Below are 22,725 nucleotides of genomic sequence, written 5' to 3'. Positions count from 1 at the left end.
AATAAAGATATAAAGGTATTGGGGAATTATTATGATGAAAATTCTGTAGATGAACAGGCATTTTCCTATAAAGATTTTACTTTATTTGGTAAACCAGGAGAAAAACTAAATCAATTACTTTCCCTTAAACCAGATTTGATTATTTTTACTTCTGAGAAACTGAATTACTTCACCCTCTATCTGCTACAGTTACAGTCTGCGTCTTATAGCATGGGGTTTTTCAGTGATGAGTTAAAGCCCTATTTGGACCTGATGTTAAACAAGGAAGAAAAAGATATCCAATCAGGTACGGCACTATTGATAAAATATTTAAAGCAGATCAATTAATACAATGGAAAAATTCAAAGGTACCGGTGTAGCATTGGTAACGCCTTTTTCTGAAGACGGAACTATTGATTTTCCGGCTTTGGAAAAAGTTATTGAGCATGTAATTCACGGAAATGTGGATTACCTGGTAGTTCAAGGTACCACCGGAGAATCTGCCACCCTATCCGAAACCGAGAAAATGCAGGTACTTGCATTCACCAAAAAGGTAAACCGATCGCGACTGCCAATTGTTTACGGACTGGGTGGAAACAATACCCAAAAAGTCCTGGACGAGATGAAAAAAATCGATTTCTCGGACATAGATGCCATATTGTCGGTAAGTCCCTACTACAATAAACCCAGTCAGCAGGGAATCATTGCCCATTACAGCAAAATCGCAGATCACTGTCCCGTTCCGGTAATCCTATATAATGTTCCCGGAAGAACCGCTTCAAACCTGACTTACCAAACCAGTCTGAAATTGGCCCAGCATCCGAATATTATTGGCGTAAAAGAGGCCAGCGGAAATCTGGAACAGTGTATGCGCATAGCCAAGGACAAGTCTGATGACTTTTTGTTGATTTCAGGAGATGATATGATCACCACCTTAATGCGCAGTATAGGAGCGGAAGGAGTAATTTCCGTCATGGCCAATGCCTATCCTGAAATAATGGGTTCCATTATTCATGGCAATGCTACCTACTCTAAAAAGGGAACCTTCAGCCTATTGGAAATTAATCCGCTAATGTATGAGGAAAGTAATCCTGTAGGTGTGAAATGTTTGATGAAGCATTTGGGCATTTGTGAGGAACATGTGAGGTTGCCCTTGCTAAAAGCATCCCCTGATTTAAGCCAGAGGATAAAAACGGCAGCTGAGAAAGTCAATACCAAACAATTTTACTCTCCCCACCTGGAATAAAAAAAAAAGAGGGCTATATTTAAACAGCCCTCTTTTTTTATTTAAATCTTAAGTATTCTTGATGTCTTGAACTTCTTTTCGGATATCCTGTGCCAAATTTTTCAAATCTTGCATTCCTTTCCTTACCCGTGTACCAGCTGCTTGATTCTTCTTGTCGTAGAATTTTTCAAAATCAGCTTCCAGCGACATAATAAGATCTTTGATTTCACTAAATCTGTTCATAATTAAAAGTTAATTAAGGTTGATGATAAGATTAATTTTTGATTCAATATAGTTAAAATGTTTATAAATCTACAGTTATAGTAGCTTTTTCTCCATTTATTCGCCAAATGAAGTGGCCAGTGCTGTGGTTTTATAAAATCCACTGCTCAATTTACCTTTAATTGCCTCAAATGCAGCAATGGTTTCCTCCACATCTGCCAGTGAATGTACTGCTGTAGGAATCAATCGCAATATGATCATTCCTTTTGGAATTACAGGATAAATCACCACAGAACAGAAAATATTATAATTTTCTCTAAGGTCTTTACTCAATGTTGCCGCCTCTCCTACCGTTCCATTCAATACTACAGGTGTCACCGGTGAATTGGTTTTTCCAATACTGAAACCTTTTTCCTTTAAGCCATTTTGCAATGCATTGACAATCTTCCAGAGATTTTCCCTGAATTCAGGTCTGTTTTTGAGCATCTCCAGGCGCTTCAAGCCACCTTCCACCATAATCAACGGCAAAGCTTTGGCAAATATTTGAGAACGCATGTTATATTTTAAGTAATGCACTATTTTTGCATCTCCTGCAATAAATGCGCCAATACTGGCCATTGATTTGGCAAAAGTAGAAAAATATAGATCTACCTGATCCTGTACACCCTGTTCTTCACCGCTGCCTGCACCGGTTTTTCCCATGGTGCCAAAACCATGCGCATCGTCTACCAATAGCCTGAATTGAAATTTTTCCTTAAAGGCAACAATATCCTTCAAGTTACCCATATCTCCGGTCATTCCAAATACACCCTCGGTAATTACCAGAATTCCACCCCCTGTTACACGGGTAAGTTTTTCCGCTCTAACAAGTTGTTTTCCAAAGCTTTCCATGTCATTGTGGGGAAAGACAAAGCGCTTTCCCATATGCATTCTCAGTGCATCAATGATACAGGCATGACATTCTCCATCATATACGATTACGTCCTTTCGGTCGATCAGAGAATCTATCACACTCATAATGCCCTGATAACCATAGTTGAGCAGGTAGGCTTTTTCCTTACCAACAAATTCCGCCAGTTCATGCTCCAGTTTTTCATGGAGGTCGGTATTCCCGGACATCATCCTTGCTCCCATGGGATAGGCCGCACCCCATTTTTTGGCAGCTTCTTCATCCGCTTTTCTGACTTCCGGGTGGTTTCCCAACCCCAAATAATTATTCAGGCTCCAGGTGAGTACTTCTTTTCCCATAAACTTCATTCGGGGAGCTATTTCACCCTCAAGCTTAGGAAACATAAAATAACCTTCCGATAATTCGGAATGCTTTCCCAAAGGACCCAGATTTGTGTTCAGTTTTTCAAATATATCCAACTTGTAACGACTTTACTGTATAACAAATATCTTTAGATCGATGATTTAAACCCTCAAAAGTAATGTTTTTAAGCGGCTTCCCCAAAATTACAGGGACTTTTGGTAAATCCTTTCTTTTATAGTGCATATTTGTTTAATTCGTGATGCACCATGAAAACCTGACCTGTGAAAATTAAAAAACTTTTGGTAGCCAATCGGGGAGAAATTAGTCTCCGTATCATGAGAACAGCCAAAGAAATGGGTATCAAAACCCTGGCCGTATACAGCGAGGCGGATGTTTTTGCTCCCCATGTCAGGTTTGCAGACCAGGCCGTCTGTATTGGTCCTTCCCCGGCATCCCAATCCTATCTGAACCAGGATGCTATCCTCCAGGCGGCAAAAAAGTTTGATGTGGACGCCATTCACCCGGGATATGGTTTTCTATCGGAAAATGCTGCTTTTGCCCAAAGGGTGATCGATGCCGGTTTGTTGTTTATTGGCCCCACACCGCAGGCCATTGCCACCATGGGTGACAAACTGGCTGCAAAAAAAGCTGTTGCAGCATTTGATATCCCTCTGGTTCCAGGAACCACAGCTTCAGTTACTGACCTTGTGGAAGCGGACAAAGCTGCCCGCAATATAGGATTTCCTTTGATGATCAAAGCAAGTGCCGGAGGAGGTGGAAAAGGTATGCGCATTGTTCATGATCCGGTGGATTTAGGGGAAGAATTATCACGGGCCATGGGAGAGGCCAAAAGTGCATTTGGAGATGCCGCCGTTTTTCTGGAAAAATTCATCCAATCACCCAAACATGTAGAAATTCAAATACTGGCTGACCAGCAAGGGCATACCATCCATTTATTTGACCGGGAATGTTCCGTACAACGTCGCCATCAAAAAGTAATAGAAGAAGCACCATCCCCTTCCATTAGCCCTGCGACCAGAAAGGCCATGGGTGATGCAGCCATATTGGTGGCCAAAGCTTGCAACTATACCGGAGCAGGAACGGTAGAATTCATCTTAGACAGGGATCAGAATTTTTATTTTCTGGAGATGAACACAAGGCTTCAGGTAGAGCATCCGGTAACGGAATGCATAACCGGTATTGATTTGGTAAAAGCCCAGATCAACATTGCTGAAGGAAAAGCACTGCCATGGTCACAAAATGACCTGAAAATCAGAGGAAACGCCATGGAAATAAGGGTATACGCCGAAGACCCAAAAAATCAATTCTTACCCGATACCGGATCATTACAGGTCTTCAATAAACCAGAAGGACCCGGAATAAGGGTAGATATCGGATACGAAGAAGGCATGGAAATACCCATTTTTTATGATCCCCTGATAGGGAAATTAATAGTGTATGCGGAGGACAGGAGCAGCACCATTGACAAAATGAAAAGAGCCATTGGTGAATTTAAAATACATGGAGTCAAAAATACGCTCGGCTTTTGCAATTGGGTAATGCAGCAGGAGGCTTTTGTAAACGGTACCTTTACCACACATTTCATAGACCAGTATTTTAAACCGGATATGCTGGAGGATGAGCCGGGTATGGAAGAAAAAGAAGCCGTCGCCTTTTTCGTTTCAGACTTTCTGAGCATTCCTCCTGCATCAGGAATAAAGCAAATGGAAAATGGCAGTCCTTCCAAATGGAAGAAAAGAAAAATCAACTAACGAAACCAAATTGGAAATCCCTGACAAAAATATCATTCTGGCCTCTAAATCCCCAAGAAGGCAACAACTGCTCAGGGATTTAGGTCTTCATTTCACCACCCAATCTCTGGATACGGATGAATCCTTCCCAAATGACCTGGACCCGAGCAGGGTAGCTGAATATCTTGCTGAAAAGAAGGCCAAAGCTTTTTTGCCCTACTTGTACGATAAAGACCTCTTGATCACTGCTGACACGACAGTCCTGGCCGGGTCGGCTATTTTGAATAAACCTGGAAATGAAGCCGAAGCCATGGAGATGCTGGAGTCGATTCAAGGAAAAACCCATAAAGTGATCACCGGGGTCTGTATCATGGACCTGGAACATCAAATACTCTTTTCTGATTGCACCGAGGTAAGTTTCTCCCATTTGGATACTTTCGAAATCAAGCATTACATCAATGCCTTCAAACCTTTCGACAAAGCAGGAGGCTACGGAATTCAGGAATGGATAGGGCTAATTGGCATCAACAGCATCCATGGCTCTTACTATACCGTTATGGGATTACCCGTGCATAAAATTTATGCCTACTTAAAATCGAATTATGATCTAAAGTATTGATCGGAAAAAATCAGGAGGCGATTTTTTTCGAAAAGGTCTTCAGAATCTTCTCAACGGAAGTCTTCAGGTTTCTGCTTTTTTGCTGGGGTTTGGTGATTTCACCTACGGCACTGATCCGCATGACTACCTTATCCTGTTTGGTATCAATAAAATCTACGACCAATTCGCCCATGTCATAATTCTCCACCCTGAAACTACCCATATTTGATCCCCATGGCATCATCCAGGGATTGTACCAACCCATGCCCATATAAGGATTCATCATTGGAGTGGAATTCACCTCTTTCTGCCGGTCGGTAAGGTTGGTATTGTACCTGACAATCAAATCCGGCATTTCCATATCCTGTTCAAAACCAAAACCCTTCATACCTTCGGTAAGGCTGTTTTGCAGGTTGTCTTCCAAAACGGGTGATTCAAATGCATCTTTATCATAATATTGATTGATGACATAGAATGTTTTGTAATCGGCTACCTCTGCTACCTCGTTTTTTTCCAGAAAGACCCTCACAGGACTACAGGAAGCCAACATAATCATAGCCGATAATATCAATATACGCTGTGTATATTTCATGAGTTTATAATTGTTTATTATTTGCAACATAACTTGTCCCGATCATTTTTTCGGGGGAATCTTTAACGATAAAAATCATCATTGAATTGTGTGTTTAATGGTGATTTTAATCTTGTCGATTTCCTATTTTACTCCTTAATTTTTACCTTCAAGACGTAATTAAAATGAGGAATGTTGTAAGATTTTTGACAAAAATTGTTAAACTCGGGACGTGCGGGCAGCTGTATCAGTTTCTATTTTTTGTCAATAAGCTCCTTTTAGAATGAAAAAAGAAATTGATATTAACTGTGACCTGGGGGAAGGCATGCCATTTGATCAAAAAATCATGCCCTATTTGGGAAGCTGTAACATCGCCTGCGGAGGCCATGCCGGAGATGATGCCAGTATGGAGCATACCATAGGTCTGGCAAAAAAACATCAGGTAAAAATCGGGGCCCACCCCTCCTATCCGGATAAGGATAATTTTGGGAGGATTTCCTTAGACCTTGATATTGAAATTTTAAAAGATAGCCTTAAATCACAAATCGAAAAGATAAAAAGTATGGCCATACAGGAAAAGGTTAATCTCCACCATATCAAATTCCATGGAGCCCTCTACCTGGACAGTTTGATTGATCAGGAATTAGCACTTGAACTGGCCTTATTCATCAAACATCATTTTCCAAATCAAATCCTTTATGCCCCCTTTGGTTCCTGTATGGCCAATGCGGCAGTCCGGACCAGTATTCCACTATGCCATGAGGTTTTTGCAGACCGTAAGTATGCATCTGCTACGGAATTGCTTCCCAGGAAACATCCCAGGGCAATATTAACGGATTTAAAGGAAATTGATGAACAGGTTTCCTTATTGCTGGCAAAAAGTAGCGTAAAAACAATTGACGGAGATTTTTATAAAGTTAAGGCAGATACGATTTGTATCCATGGTGATCATCCCAGGGCAGTGGAAATCGCGAAGCTGGTCGCTACAAAACTTGCAGAAACCACAAACCCTCATTCATGAATTATCCTGTAAAAATTTTTGCACTAAGTCCTGAGATTGTTGAAGTTCACTGGCCCGAGAGGATCGAGGAAGAAATACTTTTGGATATCCTTGCATTTAAAGAGCGCATAACCCGGAAATGGAAAGACAAAATACGTTCCATCCACCATGGTTACCAGGTCATTGGCATCCAACTGAATGAGGGGGTTGATGCCAAATCCTTCGTTCCAATCTTACGGGAATTGAAGCGATCTTCCAAACCAAACCCGGAAATGCTGCCGGTAGAATGGAAATTACCGGTTTGCTATGATAGGGACCTGGTGCCTGAGCTGCAGGAATATTTAGAAAAATCAGGCTTGAAACGATCGGCTTTTATAGAAAAACATACTGCTCCTTCCTATCTGCTATACTTTTATGGTTTCTTGCCAGGGTTTATGTATTTAGGTGGGCTTGATAAGGAATTGCATGTTCCAAGAAAGGCCATCCCTGAGAAAAAAATTGTCAAAGGATCTGTTGCCATTGGGGGAAGCCAAACAGGGGTCTATCCCATGGATAGTCCGGGAGGATGGTATGTGGTTGGCCGGTGCCCGGTAGGGTTTTTCCAGAATGGAAAATTGCAACTTCCTTTCTCGCCTGGGGACAGGGTCCGGTTTGAAGCCATCCCCAGGAAAGCATATGAAGAAATAGTTGCTCTGAATGATTTTAATTGGGAAAAAACAGCATATCATGGCTAACATCAGGTTGAAGAAAGCAGGTGTCATGACCACCTTACAGGACAGCGGCAGGACCGGATTTGCTGCTTTGGGTGTACCCCAATCCGGCCCGATGGACCTTGATTCCTTTGTTATGGCCAATCGGCTGATAAGAAGGCCATCGGGTGCTGTCTGCCTGGAAATATATATGGGAGGAGTGGAAATGATTTTTGAGGCATCCGCTCAGGTGGTTTTTACCGGAGCCGTCGGAAAAATATCCAGCCAGGGAGCCTCCTTTTCTGGCAACCAAATCATTCCCGTCCAAAAAGGTGAAGTTTTGACCATTACACCACCTGCTAAAGGTCAATGGGCCTATATGGCCATCAATGGAAATTTTGCTGCTGATCAGGTACTGGGAAGCCATTCCTTTTACCCTGGTATTACCCAAAAGGCTAAATTTGCCAACAATGATCGTATTGTTTTTTATCCAAAAAGCGAAAATATACCTAATGACCTCGCCAAAATAAAACCCCTGATATTTACTGAATACCAATGCCTTGAAGCCTATCCCGGCCCCTCCTTTGCACAGTTGAATGAGCAGCAAAGGCAGCAACTTGGTCAAAACACCTTTACCCTATCTCAGGCCCAAAGCAGAATGGGCATTCAGCTGGAAGAAAAAATGATTCATGAGCTGAAAGAATTGATTTCGGCTCCGGTATATCCGGGAACGGTACAATTGACCCCTTCAGGAAAGTTGATTGTTTTGATGAAAGATGCACAGGTAACGGGCGGATATCCCAGGGTCCTGCAATTATCCCGGTATTCCCTTTCGAAATTGGCACAATTGAGACCTTCCGGAAAAATTCGCTTTGATATATTGTCCTACTAAAGGAGTATAACCCGGAATATATTTTAATCTGTACTTTTTGATCAGCCATACCCCTCAGGACCTGGAAAACCAGGGTGTCAGATACAAGGATCTTTATTTTTAAATTGACCCGTATTCAAAATACCGATTATTTTTTTATCCCTATATGCTATTTTTTCATTTATTGAATAATTTATAACATATTTTTTTCACCCTTATTTTGAATTTAAATGAATTATTTGATAATATTGGTTATTATTTCAACCACACAAACAACTACACTTTCCAGTGAACCCAATCTGACCCAAGCTTATTATCACTTTAACCACATTGAAATGATTCATCCAAGAAGAGACTTTATTAAGAAAGTTAGTTTAGCAGCGCTGGGTGCCGGATGCATTGGTAATCCTGCATTTTCAGGTATTGTTGAGAAGGATGCTGGATTTTATATTGGAAAGCGGGTAAGGTTGCCAAAAGTAAAGGTATCCTCCTCCAGGGTAATCAAGGAAAGCGTCGGCTTGAGGCCATTCAGGCGATCCGGGCCCAGAATTGAAACCCAGGAACTGGGCAGCAAGGTTTTGATCCACAATTATGGTCATGGCGGCAGCGGTTGGTCACTATCCTGGGGCTCAGCCATGCTGGCTTGCGAAATGGTGCCCTCAGACCCAGAATTAAACAAGATAGCTGTGATGGGTTGTGGTGTATTGGGTCTTTCTACAGCACGAACACTACAACAAAAAGGCTATGGAGTGACGATTTATACCAAAGACCTGTACCCCAATATTACCTCTGCCATGGCTACAGGTACCTGGTCTCCTTCCCACAAACTTATTGAGCCTGGGCTGATAACGGAAGCATTTCAGGAAAAATTTAAAAAAGCCTATTACCATTCCTATCATACCTACCAACGCCTGCTTGGATTGAACCAGGTAGTGGATTGGATGGACAATTACAGCATACGGACAGATGACAGGTCGGAAAGACCCAATCCCGGGGAAGCCTCTATCAAAGACCTTCTGATTACGAAGGAGATGGATTTTTATCCAAAAGGTGAAAGCCTGTCCCGCAGGGAAAACCCTTTCAAAATCAAAAACGTATCCAAAAGCCCCACCAATATTTTCAACATCCCCTCCTATCTGAAGATGCTGAAAGATGATTTTTTACTTGCAGGAGGTAAAATAGATATCAGGGTATTCAACAGGCCGGAAGATGTGGATGCCCTACCTGAGAAATGTATCGTGAATTGCACCGGATTAGGTGCAAAAAAAATATTCGGAGATGATGATTTGGTACCCGTATCCGGACAATTGTGTTTTTTGATACCCCAGCCAGAACTGACTTACAGGGCAAACATGTCCGGTGTCTATTTTATTCCGAGAAGAGACGGAATCATGCTGGGTGGCAATCATATTGAAGGCAATTGGGATACTACTCCTGATCCTGCAGTAAAGGAAAAATTTCTCACAACCGTGGAAGACATGATGGAAGAACTAAAAGGATAAAAAAAGAGGAAACCCCGGGTTAGGGCCCAAGGGTCTCCTCAGATTGAACTTAGCCACTAACAACTAATTCATTTCAAATCTATGAAAAATTTATTAAAAAGAAATATTTTTAAAGCAGGAAGATTGAAGTTCAAGGGTATACCGGACAGCATTACGCATTTTTTTCAGCTTTTTTCCAATAAAGGGATTTCCGCCATCTTGAAAGGTTATTTCAGGACTTTCTATCTGCAGAATAGATAGTTGATGCATTCCTCCTTATTTTTGGAAAAAAACCAACCCTATCAGCTCATGGATTTGCTTAAACTTAAACTATTTGGTGTATTACTCCTTATCTTCATTTGTAAAATTGAGGCAATAGGTCAATCCCGGGAAACAAAAACTCAGGATATCCAATCCCTAACCCAGGACATGGAAAAAATGCCGGGACTAATTGACCTGTACTGGGATGATTCAAAAGGGAAAATATGGATGGCCATTCCTGAATCCGTTTCGGAAATGCTGTATTACCCTTCCCTGTCTGCTGGGCTGGGCTCCAATGATATCGGTTTGGACAGGGGTAGGATATCCGGAGCAAGGATTGTAAGTTTTATTCCTGTTGGTGAAAAATTACTTCTTCAAGCCAATAATTACAACTTCAGGGCCTCAGCAAACAACAACCTGGAACAAGCGGCAGTGGAAGAATCCTTTGCTAATTCCATTATTTGGGGTTTCAAAATTGCCGGCCGTGGAAACAAGCAAATTCTTGTGGATGGAACTGATTTTTTCCTTCAGGATGCCATAGGCGTGGTAGAAACCATCAAAAGAAACGGACAGGGCAATTTCAAGATTGATTTATCCAGATCAGCCCTTTATAAACCCAGAACAAAAAGCTTCCCCAAAAACACGGAAATAGAAGCTACCATCACCTTCACAGGAGAGCTGGCAGGAAATTATATCCGGCAAATTTTACCCGACCCAAATGCCATCAGCCTGAGACTGCACCATTCTTTTGTGGCCTTACCAGACGATAAATTTGAAATCAGAAAATTCGATCCCAGAGCCGGAGTCAATGCGGTCAGCTATTATGATTATTCTACCCCAATCAATGAACCCATAGAAAAGCAGATCATGCGCAGGCACCGGCTGGTAAAAAAGAATCCAGGAACAGCTTTGAGTGAAGTAGAAAACCCCATCATCTATTATATTGATCCCGGAACTCCCGAACCCATAAAAACTGCACTTATGGAAGGCACCCTTTGGTGGGCCGAGGCCTTTGAAAAAGCAGGCTTTAAGGATGCCTTTCAGGTTAAATTGCTACCTGAGGATGCCGACCCCATGGATGTGCGCTATCACCTGGTGCAGTGGGTACACCGATCTACCCGTGGATGGTCTTACGGAGGAGGGGTGACGGATCCCCGCACCGGAGAAATCATCAAAGGAAAGGTAACTTTAGGCTCGCTGCGGGTAAGGCAGGATTACCTGATTGCTCAGGCCCTGGCAGGCAACTTCGACTCCACCAACGCTGATGATCAGGCCATTATGGACCTGGCACTTGCCAGGATGAGACAATTGGCTGCTCATGAAGTGGGGCATACCCTTGGACTGCCACATAATTATATCGCAAGTGCAAAAGGAAGAACTTCTGTCATGGATTACCCCCATCCTACCATCAGGATTAAAGACGGTGCGATAGACCTGTCTGATGCCTATGCGGAAGGAATTGGTGAATGGGATATCGCGGCCATCAAAATGGCCTATTCAGCCCTGCCGGATGGAATGGAGGAGCAAGCTGCGATCAACCAGTGGATAGCTGAATATAAGGAAAATGGGCTGGATTTTTTGTCTGACCAGGACGCCAGGCCAGCAGGTTCAGCACATCCCGAAACCCATTTATGGGACAATGGATCGGACCCTGTAACCGAATTAAAGCAAACACTGGCTATCAGAAAACTGGTTCTGGATGATTTTGGTCTCCATAAAATACCCGATGGGACTCCCCTTGCCAAACTGGAAGAATTGCTGGTTCCTGTCTACATGTACCACCGTTATCAGGTAGAGGCCGCCTCCAAGGTGTTGGGTGGAGTGAATTATGGGTATGCTGTAAAGGGAGATAAAACCCCATTTCACAAAACCATTTCCAGGGAAGAGCAGGAAAATGCTTTGTCTCAGATTTTAGAAATCCTGCAGGCTGAAAACCTGGCCTTACCGGAACAAATCCTGAATCACCTGCCTCCCAGACCATTTGGTTACAACCCAAATCCAAGAGAAACTTTCCACAGAACCACAGGACTGGTGTTTGATCCTTTAAGCCCGGCGGAGATTGCGGCCCACCACTGCCTTTCCCTCCTCTTTCATCCCGAAAGAGCCTCCCGGTTGATCAGCCAAAAAGCCATGGATCCCCAGCAAATCGGGTTGGATGAAATGATCGATCAGGTATTGGAGGCTACCTGGAAGGCTCCGGCCGAATCCGGATATGCCGCTGAAATCAAGAGATCAGTTGAAAAATTGGTCCTGCAGCATTTGATGCAGTTGGGAAGCAACTCAGGCACATCGGCTCAGGTAAGGGCTGTTGCTTTGATGAAAGCCTCGGTATTAAACGATTGGATGAAATCACAGGATACTGCTGACTTTTCTCAAAAAGCGCACTACATGTATTGCATGGATCAAATCCGCCAATTCAAAGAAAATCCAGATAAGGAGATGTTGATCCTGAAACCCTTGCCCGCCCCTGACGGAGCTCCCATAGGTCAGATGGTAGAAAATTGGTTATCCCCTATTTGTGAAACAGCACATTAATAACCATTAACTAGGGTTAATTTTTTAATCTTTAATAAGTTGGAAAGGAAAAGAGGAGGTAGGTTACCTCCTCCTTTTTTTTTATGGATGCTAAAATTATTGGTTTCATCAGGCTATCAGCCATTTACCCGGAATGTGAGGGAGAATGGAAAAGCAGGACTCAACGATGGTTAAGGGGAGTCCAAGGTTGCTTTCTTCATTTTTCTTAGTCCCCGCTCCGGTTCAGATCGCTTCGCTATGCTCGTGATGACGGCATTTTCGTCAATGGTAGGGTGCCGATCGGAATGATAAGGAATCAAAAACGTCCCGACATCCGCGGCAGTCTGTAGTAATACGGATATGCAAATCCGATCCTACCGTCCCTTCTTCGATTTCCTTATGCCACCGCTCCGGTTCAGATCGCTTCGCTGGGCTCGCGATGACGGCATTTTCGTCACTGAGAGTGTGCCGATCTGAATGATAAGGAATCGAAAATAACCCGGCACCCGCGGCAGTCTGAAAAATTACCTATACGCATATCCGATCTTACCGTCCTTTCTTCGGTTTCCTCATGTTCCCGCTCCGTTTCAGATTGCTGCGCCGAACTACCTTTGACGTGTTTTTTGAACACCTGTAAATCAATTTATTGAAAAACCTATCATCATCCTAATTGGGACATTTTCTGAATCCTAAATCTCAGAAAGCCTGTTTTTTTCACTAAATGCTGTTGATCATAGATTAGGATAAAATCACAGGCATTCAGGCCTTATAGCGAAAAAATTCGGTATTTAAATTCTTAAAGAGTAGATTAGTATCAAATTTGCATGGACTAAACCTTTACCAATTCTTTACAATTTTTATTTATGAAAGCATCAGATTTATTTGTAAAAGCCCTGGAAAAAGAAGGGGTGGAATATATTTTCGGCGTACCCGGGGAGGAAAATTTAGATTTATTGGAATCACTGAGTAATTCAAGTATCAAATTGATCCTTACCCGGCATGAGCAAGGCGCCGGCTTTATGGCGGCCACCTACGGCAGGCTCACCGGCAAACCCGGCGTTTGCCTGGCCACCCTTGGTCCCGGTGCCACCAATCTGGTCACACCGGCAGCCTATGCCCAGCTGGGTGCCATGCCCATGATGATGATCACCGGTCAAAAGCCCATCAAAAAAAGCAAGCAGGCCCGCTTTCAGATCATCGATGTAGTGGACATGATGCAGCCCATCACCAAATTCACCAAACAGCTTGTCAATGGCAATGTGATCGCCTCCCAAATCCGCGAGGCATTCCGACTGGCTACAGAGGAAAGGCCTGGTGCTGTGCACCTGGAGTTACCGGAAGACATTGCACAGGAAGAAACAGAAGATATGGTTTTTGATGTAGTGGGTCATATTATCCCCAATCCCGATGAAAAAGCCATTGAAGCAGCAGTAAAAATGATAGAGGCGGCCAAAATGCCCCTGCTGCTCATCGGAGCCGGTGCCAACCGGAAAGTCACCTGCCAGGCGCTGGCGGAATTCGTAGACGAAACCGGTATCTATTTCTTCACCACCCAGATGGGCAAAGGGGTAATCGATGAACGCCATCCCCAGTACCTGGGTACGGCGGCCCTTTCCAGCAATGATTTCCTTCATGCAGCCCTGGATGCTTCAGACCTGATCATCAATGTGGGACACGATGTGATCGAGAAGCCACCTTTTTTTATGAAACATGGAGGCAAAAAAGTCATCCATATCAATTTTTCACCGGCAGAGGTAGATCCTGTCTATTTCCCGCAACTTAATGTGGTCGGTGACATCACCCACTCGGTGAAAAAGCTGACCGAACAGGTCTCCCCGACCCAAAATTGGGATTTCTCCTACTATAAAAAAGTGAAGGAAGAAGTGGCCGGTCACCTTTCCAAATATTTTCAGGACGAGCGCTTCCCCATGCTCCCCCAGCGGCTGGTCAACCTGCTTCGTAAAAATCTGGGGGAAAAAGATGTCATCACCCTGGACAATGGGGTGTATAAAATCTGGTTTGCCCGCAATTATACCTGTTACCACCCAAATACCCTCTTGCTGGACAATGCCCTGGCTTCTATGGGTGCCGGGCTGCCTTCGGCCATGGCGGTAAACCTTTTGTATCCCCATAAAAAAGTAGTAGCCGTAGTCGGGGACGGCGGTTTTATGATGAATTCCCAGGAACTGGAAACCGCTGTAAGACTGGGATTGAATCTGGTGGTCATCATCCTTAATGACCATGGCTACGGCATGATCAAATGGAAACAGGAAGATATGGGATTTAAAAATTACGGTCTGGACTTTAACAATCCAGATTTTATCCAGTATGCCAACAGCTATGGGGCTCACGGTTACCGGCCTGAGAGTGATGCCAACTTCCAGGAGATCCTGGACAAAAGCCTGAATAGCCCCGGCGTTCATGTCATTGACCTGCCTGTGGATTATTCCCTCAACCACCCTATATTAAATGTAATGTTAAAAGAAAAAACAGCCAAACTATGAGTAACGATAAAAAATTGAAAATAACATCACCCTATGACCAAAGCCTGATCAGTGAGTTGCCCTTAATGGATGAAGCTGAGGTGGAAAAAACCATTCAAAAGGCGCATGCCTTATTCCTGGACCAATCCGGCTGGATTCCACCTTACAAAAGAATTGCCATCCTGGAAAAGGCCCGTCAGCTTATGGAGGGCAAGGTAGAAGAATTGACCAAAACCGCAGCCCGGGAAGGCGGTAAACCCTACAAAGATTCCAAAGTGGAAGTCATGCGGGCCATCAACGGGGTGAAAATTGCCACTGAAGAGATTTCTCATCTGAAAGGAGAACAAGTTCCTATGGGGCTTACCGCAGCCTCTGTAAACCGGATGGCCTTTACCATCCGGGAGCCCATAGGCGTAGTGACCTCTATTTCCGCCTTTAACCATCCGCTGAACCTTATCGTCCATCAGACTGTCACGGCCTTTGCTGCAGGATGCCCGGTGATCATCAAACCCGCCAGCACCACGCCTCTCTCCTGCCAGGCATTGGTGGATATTTTAGAAGAGGCCGGCGTACCTGATGGTTGGGTGCAAATGGTGCTTTGTTCCAATGAGCAGACCGAAAAACTAGCTACCGATCCGAGGATCAATTTCCTGTCTTTTATTGGGTCAGGAAAAATCGGCTGGTACCTGAAATCCAAACTGGCTCCCGGTACCCGCTGTGCCCTGGAGCATGGTGGCGCTGCTCCTGTGATCGTAGAACCCGATGCAGATGTAGAAGACATGTTGCCCCTGCTGGTAAAAGGTGGCTTTTACCATGCCGGACAGGTTTGTGTATCGGTGCAGAAAGTATTTGTCCATGAGAAAATAGCCAAAAAACTGGCGCAGGACATGGCTGCAGCGGCCAAAAAACTAAAGGTCGGCGATCCCCTGGATGAGGCTACCGAAGTAGGCCCCCTGATCCGCACCGGAGAAGTGGACCGGGTAGAAGAATGGGTGAAGGAAGCCGTAGCCGGCGGTGCTGAACTGCTTTGCGGAGGCAAGCGCATCAGCGACACCTGTTTTGAACCAACGGTGTTGTTCAATCCTCCCCATGATGCCCGTGTATCCAAAGAAGAAATCTTTGGCCCTGTGGTCTGTGTGTATGCTTATGCGGACAGGGATAAGGCCATAGCATTGGCCAATAGTCTGGAATACCATTTCCAGGCCGCTGTATTCACCAAGAATATTGATCTGGCCCTGGATACAGTACAAAAGCTGAATGCCACGGCCGTCATGGTCAACGACCATACCGCCTTCCGGGTAGACTGGATGCCCTTTGGGGGCAGAGATGCCTCGGGTGAAGGCCTGGGCGGCATCCCCCACTCCATGCATGACATGACCAGGGAGAAGCTGATGGTTTTCAGAAGCAAATTATTGCCATAAATAGGGTTCAAATTAGATTTAAAAGGCCTTTCATGTGAGGATGAGAGGCCTTTTAAATTTTAAGTGCAATTAGGTTAAAAGCAATTTTTGAGAGGAGAGGTTTTGGCTAAAGCCAATAATACTGGAATATCTTTATTGCCTGCAGCTATTAGGCAATTGTTTTAAATGTATTTTGATTACAAATCAGGAATTGCCAACAAATGGCTCGCCTTCAATAGGCAATAGGCCATTCCTATTGAAGAAAAACCAAAACCTGGCTTTAGCCAAAATCAAGTTGGATTTAAAAAATGATCCATATTCAATTTCTTAAAGAAAAATCATCCCATTCCATAAAACACAATCCTATTAATCAAAGCCCTAACCTCAATAGGAATGCGGCTTTAGCCCATTCCAGGATGGAGATCTATAGGATCCGATCTCCCAATTGTTTTATAGGCATGAGTCCAATGGTAATATTTCTGATACTCATGGGTAAAGGCATGCAAACTCCAAATGCTATTTCCAAGCATAGAATCTGCAATTAGTAAATTACCAACTTCATCGATACCATAGATCACAACCAGGTGCCAACCCACAAAATGCTTCATACATGCGGCAATTGGGTGGGAATTTTGTAATTCAGAAAAGATTTCTTCCCGGGACAAAGGTCTGTCCAGGCATTCGGAAAAAATACCCAGCCAAACCAGGGCTTTTTCAGGTGCAAAAAATCGATTGTAATTATTTCCCAACATTCGTTTTGCTAAATCAAGTTGAGAAAGTCCACTGCTTTCTTTATAAAATCGGGCAACTGACACTGCAACCGCTGCCCAACATAAGCGGGAATCGCTTTGAGGTTCAATTTCAAAATCTAATTTAACAGCACCCATCTTTACAAAAAAATGGTGATTAAACGCTTTTCCTCCATTTGCCTCAAAACTTCCAAAAGAAATTCATCCTTATTGAACGCTTCATAAATACTTCTGACATTAGAATAAAGATGGATATTTTCCAAAATTGTTTTCTCGGTCTTTGTTAAAGTCAAGGGCCTTCTGTAGCGTTTAAAATAAACAATAAGCTTATTTTCTCCCCGCTTAACTGAAGCAATCGCCTGACAAATCCTGACTTTGGAAGACAACAAAAATTCAAACTGCTCCTTTTCCGTAAAATGATATTTTTTTTCACCAAAAATAATTCTTGAAACCTGATACCTGATGCATGAGGATAACAATTCCTGAGATGACACAGGCAATTCATTTCCAAATTGTGAATCGGTATAAACTGTTTTATAATTTTTCAATTCAGGCAATAACGTACACAAAATGCTATGGGTTAATCCTTTTAATGAAATATATTCCGGGCCGTTGTAAACGCTTCTGACCACCTTGGATGACGCCATAATGCCCAAACCTGCCGTACCTAAAGCCATCTCCGGATGTTCGCCCGCTCTTTCTATTCTGCTAAACGTAATCATTCCATTCGGTTCAAAAGCCTCGAAAAAGAGGTTCATTTTCCGACAAATTGAGAGCAATGCATTTTTTAATTGAATCGATATAGACGCTACAGATACAACATTGGACGACAATCCACTGCCCAAAATAGCTTGTGCAACCCGGGGAGCTAATGCTTCAGGATGTTCGTTACTCAGCCAGTGCAAACTTGATCGCAGCCAAAAAATAAAGGCCCTGTTATTATTCCCCTTTAATTCTTCTAATTGCGCAAAGCAAAAATTAAAATATAATAAATCGCTTTCTACCCTTAGACTATTATTCACTTCAAAAGCTTTCAAATAATAAGTTTGAGCCAATTCAAATTCTTTGATTTTCTTGTAAAGGCGTGCTTGGTTGATCGAGTTTATATACAATATATGCCAATCGATATCTTTTTGTTGAGCAAGTTTATTCTCTATCTCCCTTTCAAACTCAAATGCCGCATCCACATCACCATTTTTTAATTTATTTAAAGCGGAAATATTTAATAAATAAAGATAGACTCTGGGATAATCTGTTTCAGAGAGATGCTCTCTTGCCAGTTCAAAAAATGGTTCAGCTTCAGGTGCCCTGTTGGTCATCACCAGTCCCCAGGCCTTACTTTGGTACAAAGAAGCTTTGTATTCATTGGGTAAATCTTCCTGAGGAGCTGCTTCGTTTGCTGCCTCCGAAAAGTACATGAGTGCAATCCGAATATTCTGAATTTGGGAGACCACGGATGCTAATTTCAATTTATCGGGGATTTTTTTTCGAATAGCCTCTAAAATTCTAAGAGCAATGGCATAACCGCCTTCCGAAAAACGCCTGGCAGCTTCCCATTGTAAAAATCCAATCTCTCTATCATTTGTAAGCTCCTGAATTTCAAAATAAACCCGCAAATGAGAAGCGTCATCAATTGGCTTTAACCTACTGATAAACAAGCTGCGATTGCTGGTTTCTTTTTTTCTTTCTGAAGGAGCAATCACCACATGGCTCCTGGATAAAATAAGACTGGAAGGTGGAATTAATTCCTGAAGTTTAGATGCCAATTGGCCTTCAATTAGTCCGGGGATCGGAAACGACCCTGTGGGACTCCTTTGATCAGTTCGTGGAAAATCATAGGTTACCTGCCAGCCCAAGGGAAAAGAAGCGTCGCCAAAATTCAACAGTACGACCTTACATGAGGTAGTTTTCAAACCTTCTGAAAGCAATTGGATAAATTCAATATTTTCCCGTTCCCAGGAATATCCCGGCAAAGGAGAAATGATTACAACGCATTTAATATGTTGTTTGACAAGCTCAGAAATGATTCTCTTACAGCTCTCATAAGCGATGATAAAGTTTTGGTCACCTGTACTTTCGTTATCAATCAAGCGACTAATAATGGAGGCGTATTCCTCACCTTGGCTATCGACGCCTATCAGCGGCTGTAAATAGTCATAGCGTTCGATAGCTAATTGACTGCATATCTCATGCACCACCCAGTGACCTTTCCAGGCACCCAATGACAAATCCGAAAAAACACAATCCCCGCTCAGACACGCTACATCAAGTTGTTTTTGCAAAATGGCCCAGGATTCAAAATGAAATCCTTTTAAGCATGTTGTTTCATTGGATCGGGAAATGATGGGCCTTGCCTTATTTTTTTCCGCTGCAAATTCCATTCAGATAAACCGTTGCGTGATTCAACCCATCAATTTTCAAAAAACGATCGACCAGCCGATCGTGATACCCGCCGATATTGATGACCCCTAATTCCATGGCGGTGGCGGCCAAATTAATATTCTGCGCCACATGCCCGGCTTCAAAAAGGGTAAATCGGTAGCCTTTTTCCTTGTACTTAAAGGTGGATCGGTTAAATGCAGCTGTAATGAAAAGGATCATAGAAGTGTCGTAGGCAAGGTGGGTTTGAAAACCCACCAGGGCATTCGCAATTTCCTCATCAAAATTTCCCTCCCGAATCAATTGAATGGAATTTTCTACTGGAGAATAGTGATAAAGTCCCGCTTTTAAAGATTCAACCTTTTCGTTGGTATAAAAATACAACTCCAGCGGGTACAGGGCTCCTCCCGAGGGCACAGTACGGAAAGGGCGTCGGATGTATTCGTTGTCTTTGTTGTCTCTGGTAACTCCGTAGCCACAATATAAGATGGTGTGAAGCTGCTCCAGGCTTAGGGTTTGAGGTACGATTTCTTTAGGAGTAACTCGATTGGTAACTGTTTCCATAAAGGAGCGTTGGATCCGCGCAAAATTCGTAGGTAAAGGAATAGACGGGAATTGGTTATAAGGAAACACGTCGTATAAATTGCTCATTTCTTCCACTACCCGTTCATTTGTCAAAGAACCGTCATAATGGCCCGTTTTTGAATTTTCATGAAAAATCTCCCAGGAAGGAGTAACGGATTCGCTGTTAAGTGCTGCTTCTTTCCACAATGAATCTAACATAAGTTAATTATTTTATCAGTGAATATTTTTCTGTTAGGGGAAGGGATGGGGAAATGGATAATCTGCTTTTCCGGGAACCAACCCTTCAAAACCTAATTGCTGAGGTATCGTCCAAAGACGATCACCTCCCAAAGGCCGCTTGTGGTACCCCATAAATAGCGGATGATATCCGGGTATAATCGCCCGAATGACGGTCATCCCCAGGCTCCTGATATCAGAGGTCGTTATATCTGTAACCAATACATCGTATCCTGATTTTTTGATCAAAGCAACCAGGGCTTTCATGTCTTCCGACGGAGTTTCTTGAGAATAATCCACCAATTCCTTAAAATCCATCCATTGGTCTGAGCTATATAAAAATTCAGCCTCCTTACTGACTGCAGAATTTACCCAAAAATTAACGTGGTGGACTTGCCCCAGTACATTGTCAAATTCAGGATCCGATTCCAGACGGGGCAATTCATTTTTAATTTGATAGGCATACCTTTCCGTATGCGCTAACTCCTCTATTGCTTTTCTAACCGCTTCTTCCGGGGATAAGGCTACCGATGCCGCAACTACGAGCGGTACAAAGTTCGTTTTTGTACCAGTCGCCACCGCTAATATTCCGGTGATCTTCGTTTCATTGGAAATGTCCATCAGGTGGATCTCATATCCTACTTCTTCAAAACGCTGAATCAAATCCTGGTTATTTTTGCTTAATGTGTGTTTCCTGATTTTCCTTCTGGATAGCTTTGCTTGCCAGGTAATCATAAAATTATCTCTTTCGATAACTTCACAAATCCCCCCCACCACAGCCTCTTCCAAGGAGCAATGACAAGACAACCCTGACGAAATTGGTTGGACAATCGGCGTTTCATCGCCATTTTCATAAAAAAAATAAGGGACAAAAACCATTGAAGCGGGAACTGCTGTTCTCTCCTTAGTTTCTAAATTTATGGCCTCTATCCACCGAACAGGTGCGTCTTCAGTAAATTCGTCAAATTCAAATTCGGGGTGGTTGTATTGCTCTTGACTGTATAAAGCAAATTTCTTCGGATGAACACAGGTAAACGGTGCCTTATTATAGGAACACAATGGAAATTGTTTCTTGTCATAAATTGCTGCACAATAGCGCTCCACACATTCCCCTATTGTTTTGGCTAAGGCCAACTCCCGGTTGATGGCAGCACCTCCGCCAATGGCGAAGTTTCGGTACGCTCCAAAGGCCTCTGTGTTGGCAGCTGAACCATTAAAACGAAAAAATCTGGGAGAATCGACCTCAAGCGGATGCTCTCTGACGCCTGTGATAATCCCAACTTTGGGATCAAGCAGAAAAGGCAAAGTATCCGTGAGCCTTCGTATTGGTGTAATTAGGTCATTCATCGTAGCCTACCGTTTGCTCAATTTCTTTCCAGGCATCTTCAGAGGTCAGTTTCCGGTGAATATTGATTAAAGGCATCTCATCTAAAGGTCCACATACTGAACAGCGTGGCGCTTTTACCAGATTTCTTCTCATCATTGAACCTGCCAATAGATCTACTTCACAGATGGTACCCAGATTCCACTGAATATTGGATTTAAATTTGATTAAATCAAACGCTCCTACTTCTGCCAGTACATTTAACATGGCATGGTGATACGCTGCAACTTGCTGTCCTTCAAAGGCAAATTTTTCGGTAAGGCGTTTCTCTGTAAAATCGGAACTGGCGGAGTTTTGTCGAAGTTTTAAACATTCCAAACAAGGCCCCTCATCCCGAATAACCAAGGGGCCGGCGTAGCCCACCATGTTCTGTAATAAAAGTGGATAAAAAGCAATGTTATTTTTTATAGCAAAGGCATTCCATGATTCCAACAAATAAAAACTACCAAATTCAGAGGATGCGATCATAAAACCTGCCTCTCTCGTATTTTCCAAAAAATGGGTTTCAGCTATTATTTGAATTCGCTCATCTTTCCAAAAATCATCCAGGAGGCCGTGGTTGTCGTCGAAAAAACGAATATTTCGTAGAGAGGGATCATCCACCACCAGGAAGCTGTGTTTACCGTCTAAAAAAAGAGAGCGAATTAGCTTCTTATTTAGTTCGTTAATTCCTATAAATGCCCATGGTTTTTCATTTAATAAGTCGGAAACCTGGGTTTGATGGGCGTTGAAATGCCAGTAAAATACGTCCTGGGGAGTTTCCTTATCGTGGGGATAGGTATTGGTATCGTTGACGTCAACAATAAATTTTTTATCTATCAAATGGCGAACGAAATTCGTGATCAAATTATGGATACTTCCTGTGAATAAACCCGCCAGTTCATTTACTGTTTTAGGACTTTGTATTAGCGCTTTTTGGATAACTTTAATGATAAGGAGTACACTCTTATCGGGAATTGACATGGAAGAAAGTCCACGCTTCAATACAACCCTATCTTCCAATTCAATAACCTGAAATGGAAGGGCTTTTAATTTAATTTCCATAATACGAAGTTGGATTTATGAATTTAAAAATTGAAAGTGAGGAGCTTTCCCCACTTTCAAAAAGGAGGACG

At 43.0% G+C, this 22,725-nt stretch carries 19 protein-coding genes; 11 read left to right on the top strand and 8 right to left on the bottom strand.

Annotated features, from left to right (window positions below; translation table 11 throughout):
- Together HUJ21_RS11755 and dapA are read left to right on the top strand one after the other, a co-directional pair.
- On the top strand, positions 1–327 hold a 327-nt coding region (locus tag HUJ21_RS11755; RefSeq protein WP_291369984.1), incomplete at its 5' end, for a hypothetical protein.
- A 4-nt stretch (positions 328–331) separates the two neighbouring features.
- Positions 332–1,225, top strand: coding sequence for a 4-hydroxy-tetrahydrodipicolinate synthase (dapA, locus tag HUJ21_RS11750; RefSeq protein ID WP_291369982.1), 894 nt, complete (start codon positions 332–334; stop codon positions 1,223–1,225).
- Between the two features lie 48 nt (positions 1,226–1,273).
- Here dapA and HUJ21_RS11745 read toward each other — a convergent pair whose 3' ends face one another.
- Positions 1,274–1,447, bottom strand: coding sequence for a histone H1 (locus tag HUJ21_RS11745; protein ID WP_187357737.1), 174 nt, complete (start codon positions 1,445–1,447; stop codon positions 1,274–1,276).
- Positions 1,448–1,543: 96 nt separating this feature from the next.
- Positions 1,544–2,794, bottom strand: a complete 1,251-nt coding sequence (locus HUJ21_RS11740) for an aminotransferase class I/II-fold pyridoxal phosphate-dependent enzyme (RefSeq protein ID WP_166149266.1) — start codon at positions 2,792–2,794, stop codon at positions 1,544–1,546.
- A gap of 165 nt (positions 2,795–2,959) precedes the next feature.
- Between HUJ21_RS11740 and HUJ21_RS11735 the strand changes: the two genes are divergently transcribed.
- Positions 2,960–4,450: an acetyl-CoA carboxylase biotin carboxylase subunit gene (locus tag HUJ21_RS11735; protein WP_291369979.1), complete on the top strand. Its 1,491-nt coding sequence runs from the start codon at positions 2,960–2,962 to the stop codon at positions 4,448–4,450.
- The gene (locus HUJ21_RS11730; protein WP_291369977.1) at positions 4,410–5,048 is read left to right on the top strand and encodes a Maf family nucleotide pyrophosphatase; all 639 of its coding nucleotides are present in this window, start codon (positions 4,410–4,412) and stop codon (positions 5,046–5,048) included. Before HUJ21_RS11735 ends, HUJ21_RS11730 begins: the two co-directional genes overlap by 41 nt.
- Before the next feature lie 10 nt (positions 5,049–5,058).
- On the opposite strand, the gene HUJ21_RS11725 is transcribed toward HUJ21_RS11730, so the two are convergent.
- The gene (locus tag HUJ21_RS11725; protein WP_291369974.1) at positions 5,059–5,619 is read right to left on the bottom strand and encodes a DUF4136 domain-containing protein; all 561 of its coding nucleotides are present in this window, start codon (positions 5,617–5,619) and stop codon (positions 5,059–5,061) included.
- A 262-nt stretch (positions 5,620–5,881) separates the two neighbouring features.
- Here HUJ21_RS11725 and pxpA point away from each other — a divergent pair, with 262 nt between their 5' ends.
- The 7 genes from pxpA to HUJ21_RS11690 all read left to right on the top strand — a co-directional run bounded on the left by pxpA (position 5,882) and on the right by HUJ21_RS11690 (position 16,318).
- Positions 5,882–6,619, top strand: coding sequence for a 5-oxoprolinase subunit PxpA (pxpA, locus tag HUJ21_RS11720; RefSeq protein ID WP_291369972.1), 738 nt, complete (start codon positions 5,882–5,884; stop codon positions 6,617–6,619).
- Positions 6,616–7,332, top strand: coding sequence for a carboxyltransferase domain-containing protein (locus HUJ21_RS11715; RefSeq protein ID WP_291369970.1), 717 nt, complete (start codon positions 6,616–6,618; stop codon positions 7,330–7,332). Before pxpA ends, HUJ21_RS11715 begins: the two co-directional genes overlap by 4 nt.
- Positions 7,325–8,179, top strand: a complete 855-nt coding sequence (locus HUJ21_RS11710; protein WP_291369968.1) for a biotin-dependent carboxyltransferase family protein — start codon at positions 7,325–7,327, stop codon at positions 8,177–8,179. Before HUJ21_RS11715 ends, HUJ21_RS11710 begins: the two co-directional genes overlap by 8 nt.
- A gap of 314 nt (positions 8,180–8,493) precedes the next feature.
- Positions 8,494–9,660 (top strand): FAD-dependent oxidoreductase, encoded by a 1,167-nt coding sequence (locus HUJ21_RS11705; RefSeq protein WP_291369966.1) that lies wholly within the window; start codon positions 8,494–8,496, stop codon positions 9,658–9,660.
- A 288-nt stretch (positions 9,661–9,948) separates the two neighbouring features.
- Positions 9,949–12,435, top strand: coding sequence for a zinc-dependent metalloprotease (locus HUJ21_RS11700; protein WP_291369964.1), 2,487 nt, complete (start codon positions 9,949–9,951; stop codon positions 12,433–12,435).
- An 842-nt stretch (positions 12,436–13,277) separates the two neighbouring features.
- Positions 13,278–14,918 carry an acetolactate synthase large subunit gene (locus HUJ21_RS11695; RefSeq protein WP_291369962.1) on the top strand — a complete coding sequence of 547 codons (1,641 nt, stop codon included), beginning with the start codon at positions 13,278–13,280 and terminating at the stop codon, positions 14,916–14,918.
- Positions 14,915–16,318 (top strand): aldehyde dehydrogenase family protein, encoded by a 1,404-nt coding sequence (locus HUJ21_RS11690; protein WP_291369960.1) that lies wholly within the window; start codon positions 14,915–14,917, stop codon positions 16,316–16,318. Before HUJ21_RS11695 ends, HUJ21_RS11690 begins: the two co-directional genes overlap by 4 nt.
- A 380-nt stretch (positions 16,319–16,698) precedes the next feature.
- Here HUJ21_RS11690 and HUJ21_RS11685 read toward each other — a convergent pair whose 3' ends face one another.
- From HUJ21_RS11685 to HUJ21_RS11665, 5 genes are read right to left on the bottom strand one after another with little or no spacing between them, the layout of a single operon-like run.
- A complete protein-coding gene (locus HUJ21_RS11685) occupies positions 16,699–17,184 on the bottom strand; it encodes a papain-like cysteine protease family protein (RefSeq protein ID WP_291369957.1) in 486 nt (161 codons plus the stop codon).
- A gap of 2 nt (positions 17,185–17,186) precedes the next feature.
- Positions 17,187–19,427: a hypothetical protein gene (locus tag HUJ21_RS11680; protein ID WP_291369955.1), complete on the bottom strand. Its 2,241-nt coding sequence runs from the start codon at positions 19,425–19,427 to the stop codon at positions 17,187–17,189.
- Positions 19,402–20,208, bottom strand: a complete 807-nt coding sequence (locus tag HUJ21_RS11675) for a SagB family peptide dehydrogenase (RefSeq protein WP_291369953.1) — start codon at positions 20,206–20,208, stop codon at positions 19,402–19,404. The genes HUJ21_RS11680 and HUJ21_RS11675 overlap by 26 nt, the downstream gene beginning before the upstream one ends.
- Positions 20,209–20,241: 33 nt before the next feature.
- A complete protein-coding gene (locus tag HUJ21_RS11670) occupies positions 20,242–21,573 on the bottom strand; it encodes a YcaO-like family protein (protein ID WP_291369951.1) in 1,332 nt (443 codons plus the stop codon).
- A complete protein-coding gene (locus tag HUJ21_RS11665; protein ID WP_291369949.1) occupies positions 21,566–22,654 on the bottom strand; it encodes a hypothetical protein in 1,089 nt (362 codons plus the stop codon). The genes HUJ21_RS11670 and HUJ21_RS11665 overlap by 8 nt, the downstream gene beginning before the upstream one ends.
- Between the last annotated feature and the right edge of the window lie 71 nt (positions 22,655–22,725).

This window comes from Cyclobacterium sp., from assembly GCF_014762705.1.
GTDB lineage: Bacteria > Bacteroidota > Bacteroidia > Cytophagales > Cyclobacteriaceae > Cyclobacterium.
This window is presented reverse-complemented; position numbering and strand designations above follow the sequence as displayed.

Excerpts from the sequence above, each read along its gene's own strand:
- HUJ21_RS11730 (WP_291369977.1), top strand. The coding sequence starts at position 4,410 with ATGGCAGTCCTTCCAAATGGAAGAAAAGAAAAATCAACTAACGAAACC.
- HUJ21_RS11705 (WP_291369966.1), top strand. The coding sequence starts at position 8,494 with ATGATTCATCCAAGAAGAGACTTTATTAAGAAAGTTAGTTTAGCAGCG.
- dapA (WP_291369982.1), top strand. The coding sequence starts at position 332 with ATGGAAAAATTCAAAGGTACCGGTGTAGCATTGGTAACGCCTTTTTCT.
- HUJ21_RS11680 (WP_291369955.1), bottom strand. The coding sequence starts at position 19,427 with ATGGAATTTGCAGCGGAAAAAAATAAGGCAAGGCCCATCATTTCCCGA.
- HUJ21_RS11665 (WP_291369949.1), bottom strand. The coding sequence starts at position 22,654 with ATGGAAATTAAATTAAAAGCCCTTCCATTTCAGGTTATTGAATTGGAA.
- HUJ21_RS11675 (WP_291369953.1), bottom strand. The coding sequence starts at position 20,208 with ATGTTAGATTCATTGTGGAAAGAAGCAGCACTTAACAGCGAATCCGTT.
- HUJ21_RS11710 (WP_291369968.1), top strand. The coding sequence starts at position 7,325 with ATGGCTAACATCAGGTTGAAGAAAGCAGGTGTCATGACCACCTTACAG.
- HUJ21_RS11670 (WP_291369951.1), bottom strand. The coding sequence starts at position 21,573 with ATGAATGACCTAATTACACCAATACGAAGGCTCACGGATACTTTGCCT.
- HUJ21_RS11690 (WP_291369960.1), top strand. The coding sequence starts at position 14,915 with ATGAGTAACGATAAAAAATTGAAAATAACATCACCCTATGACCAAAGC.
- HUJ21_RS11725 (WP_291369974.1), bottom strand. The coding sequence starts at position 5,619 with ATGAAATATACACAGCGTATATTGATATTATCGGCTATGATTATGTTG.
- HUJ21_RS11700 (WP_291369964.1), top strand. The coding sequence starts at position 9,949 with ATGGATTTGCTTAAACTTAAACTATTTGGTGTATTACTCCTTATCTTC.
- pxpA (WP_291369972.1), top strand. The coding sequence starts at position 5,882 with ATGAAAAAAGAAATTGATATTAACTGTGACCTGGGGGAAGGCATGCCA.
- HUJ21_RS11685 (WP_291369957.1), bottom strand. The coding sequence starts at position 17,184 with ATGGGTGCTGTTAAATTAGATTTTGAAATTGAACCTCAAAGCGATTCC.
- HUJ21_RS11695 (WP_291369962.1), top strand. The coding sequence starts at position 13,278 with ATGAAAGCATCAGATTTATTTGTAAAAGCCCTGGAAAAAGAAGGGGTG.
- HUJ21_RS11715 (WP_291369970.1), top strand. The coding sequence starts at position 6,616 with ATGAATTATCCTGTAAAAATTTTTGCACTAAGTCCTGAGATTGTTGAA.
- HUJ21_RS11745 (WP_187357737.1), bottom strand. The coding sequence starts at position 1,447 with ATGAACAGATTTAGTGAAATCAAAGATCTTATTATGTCGCTGGAAGCT.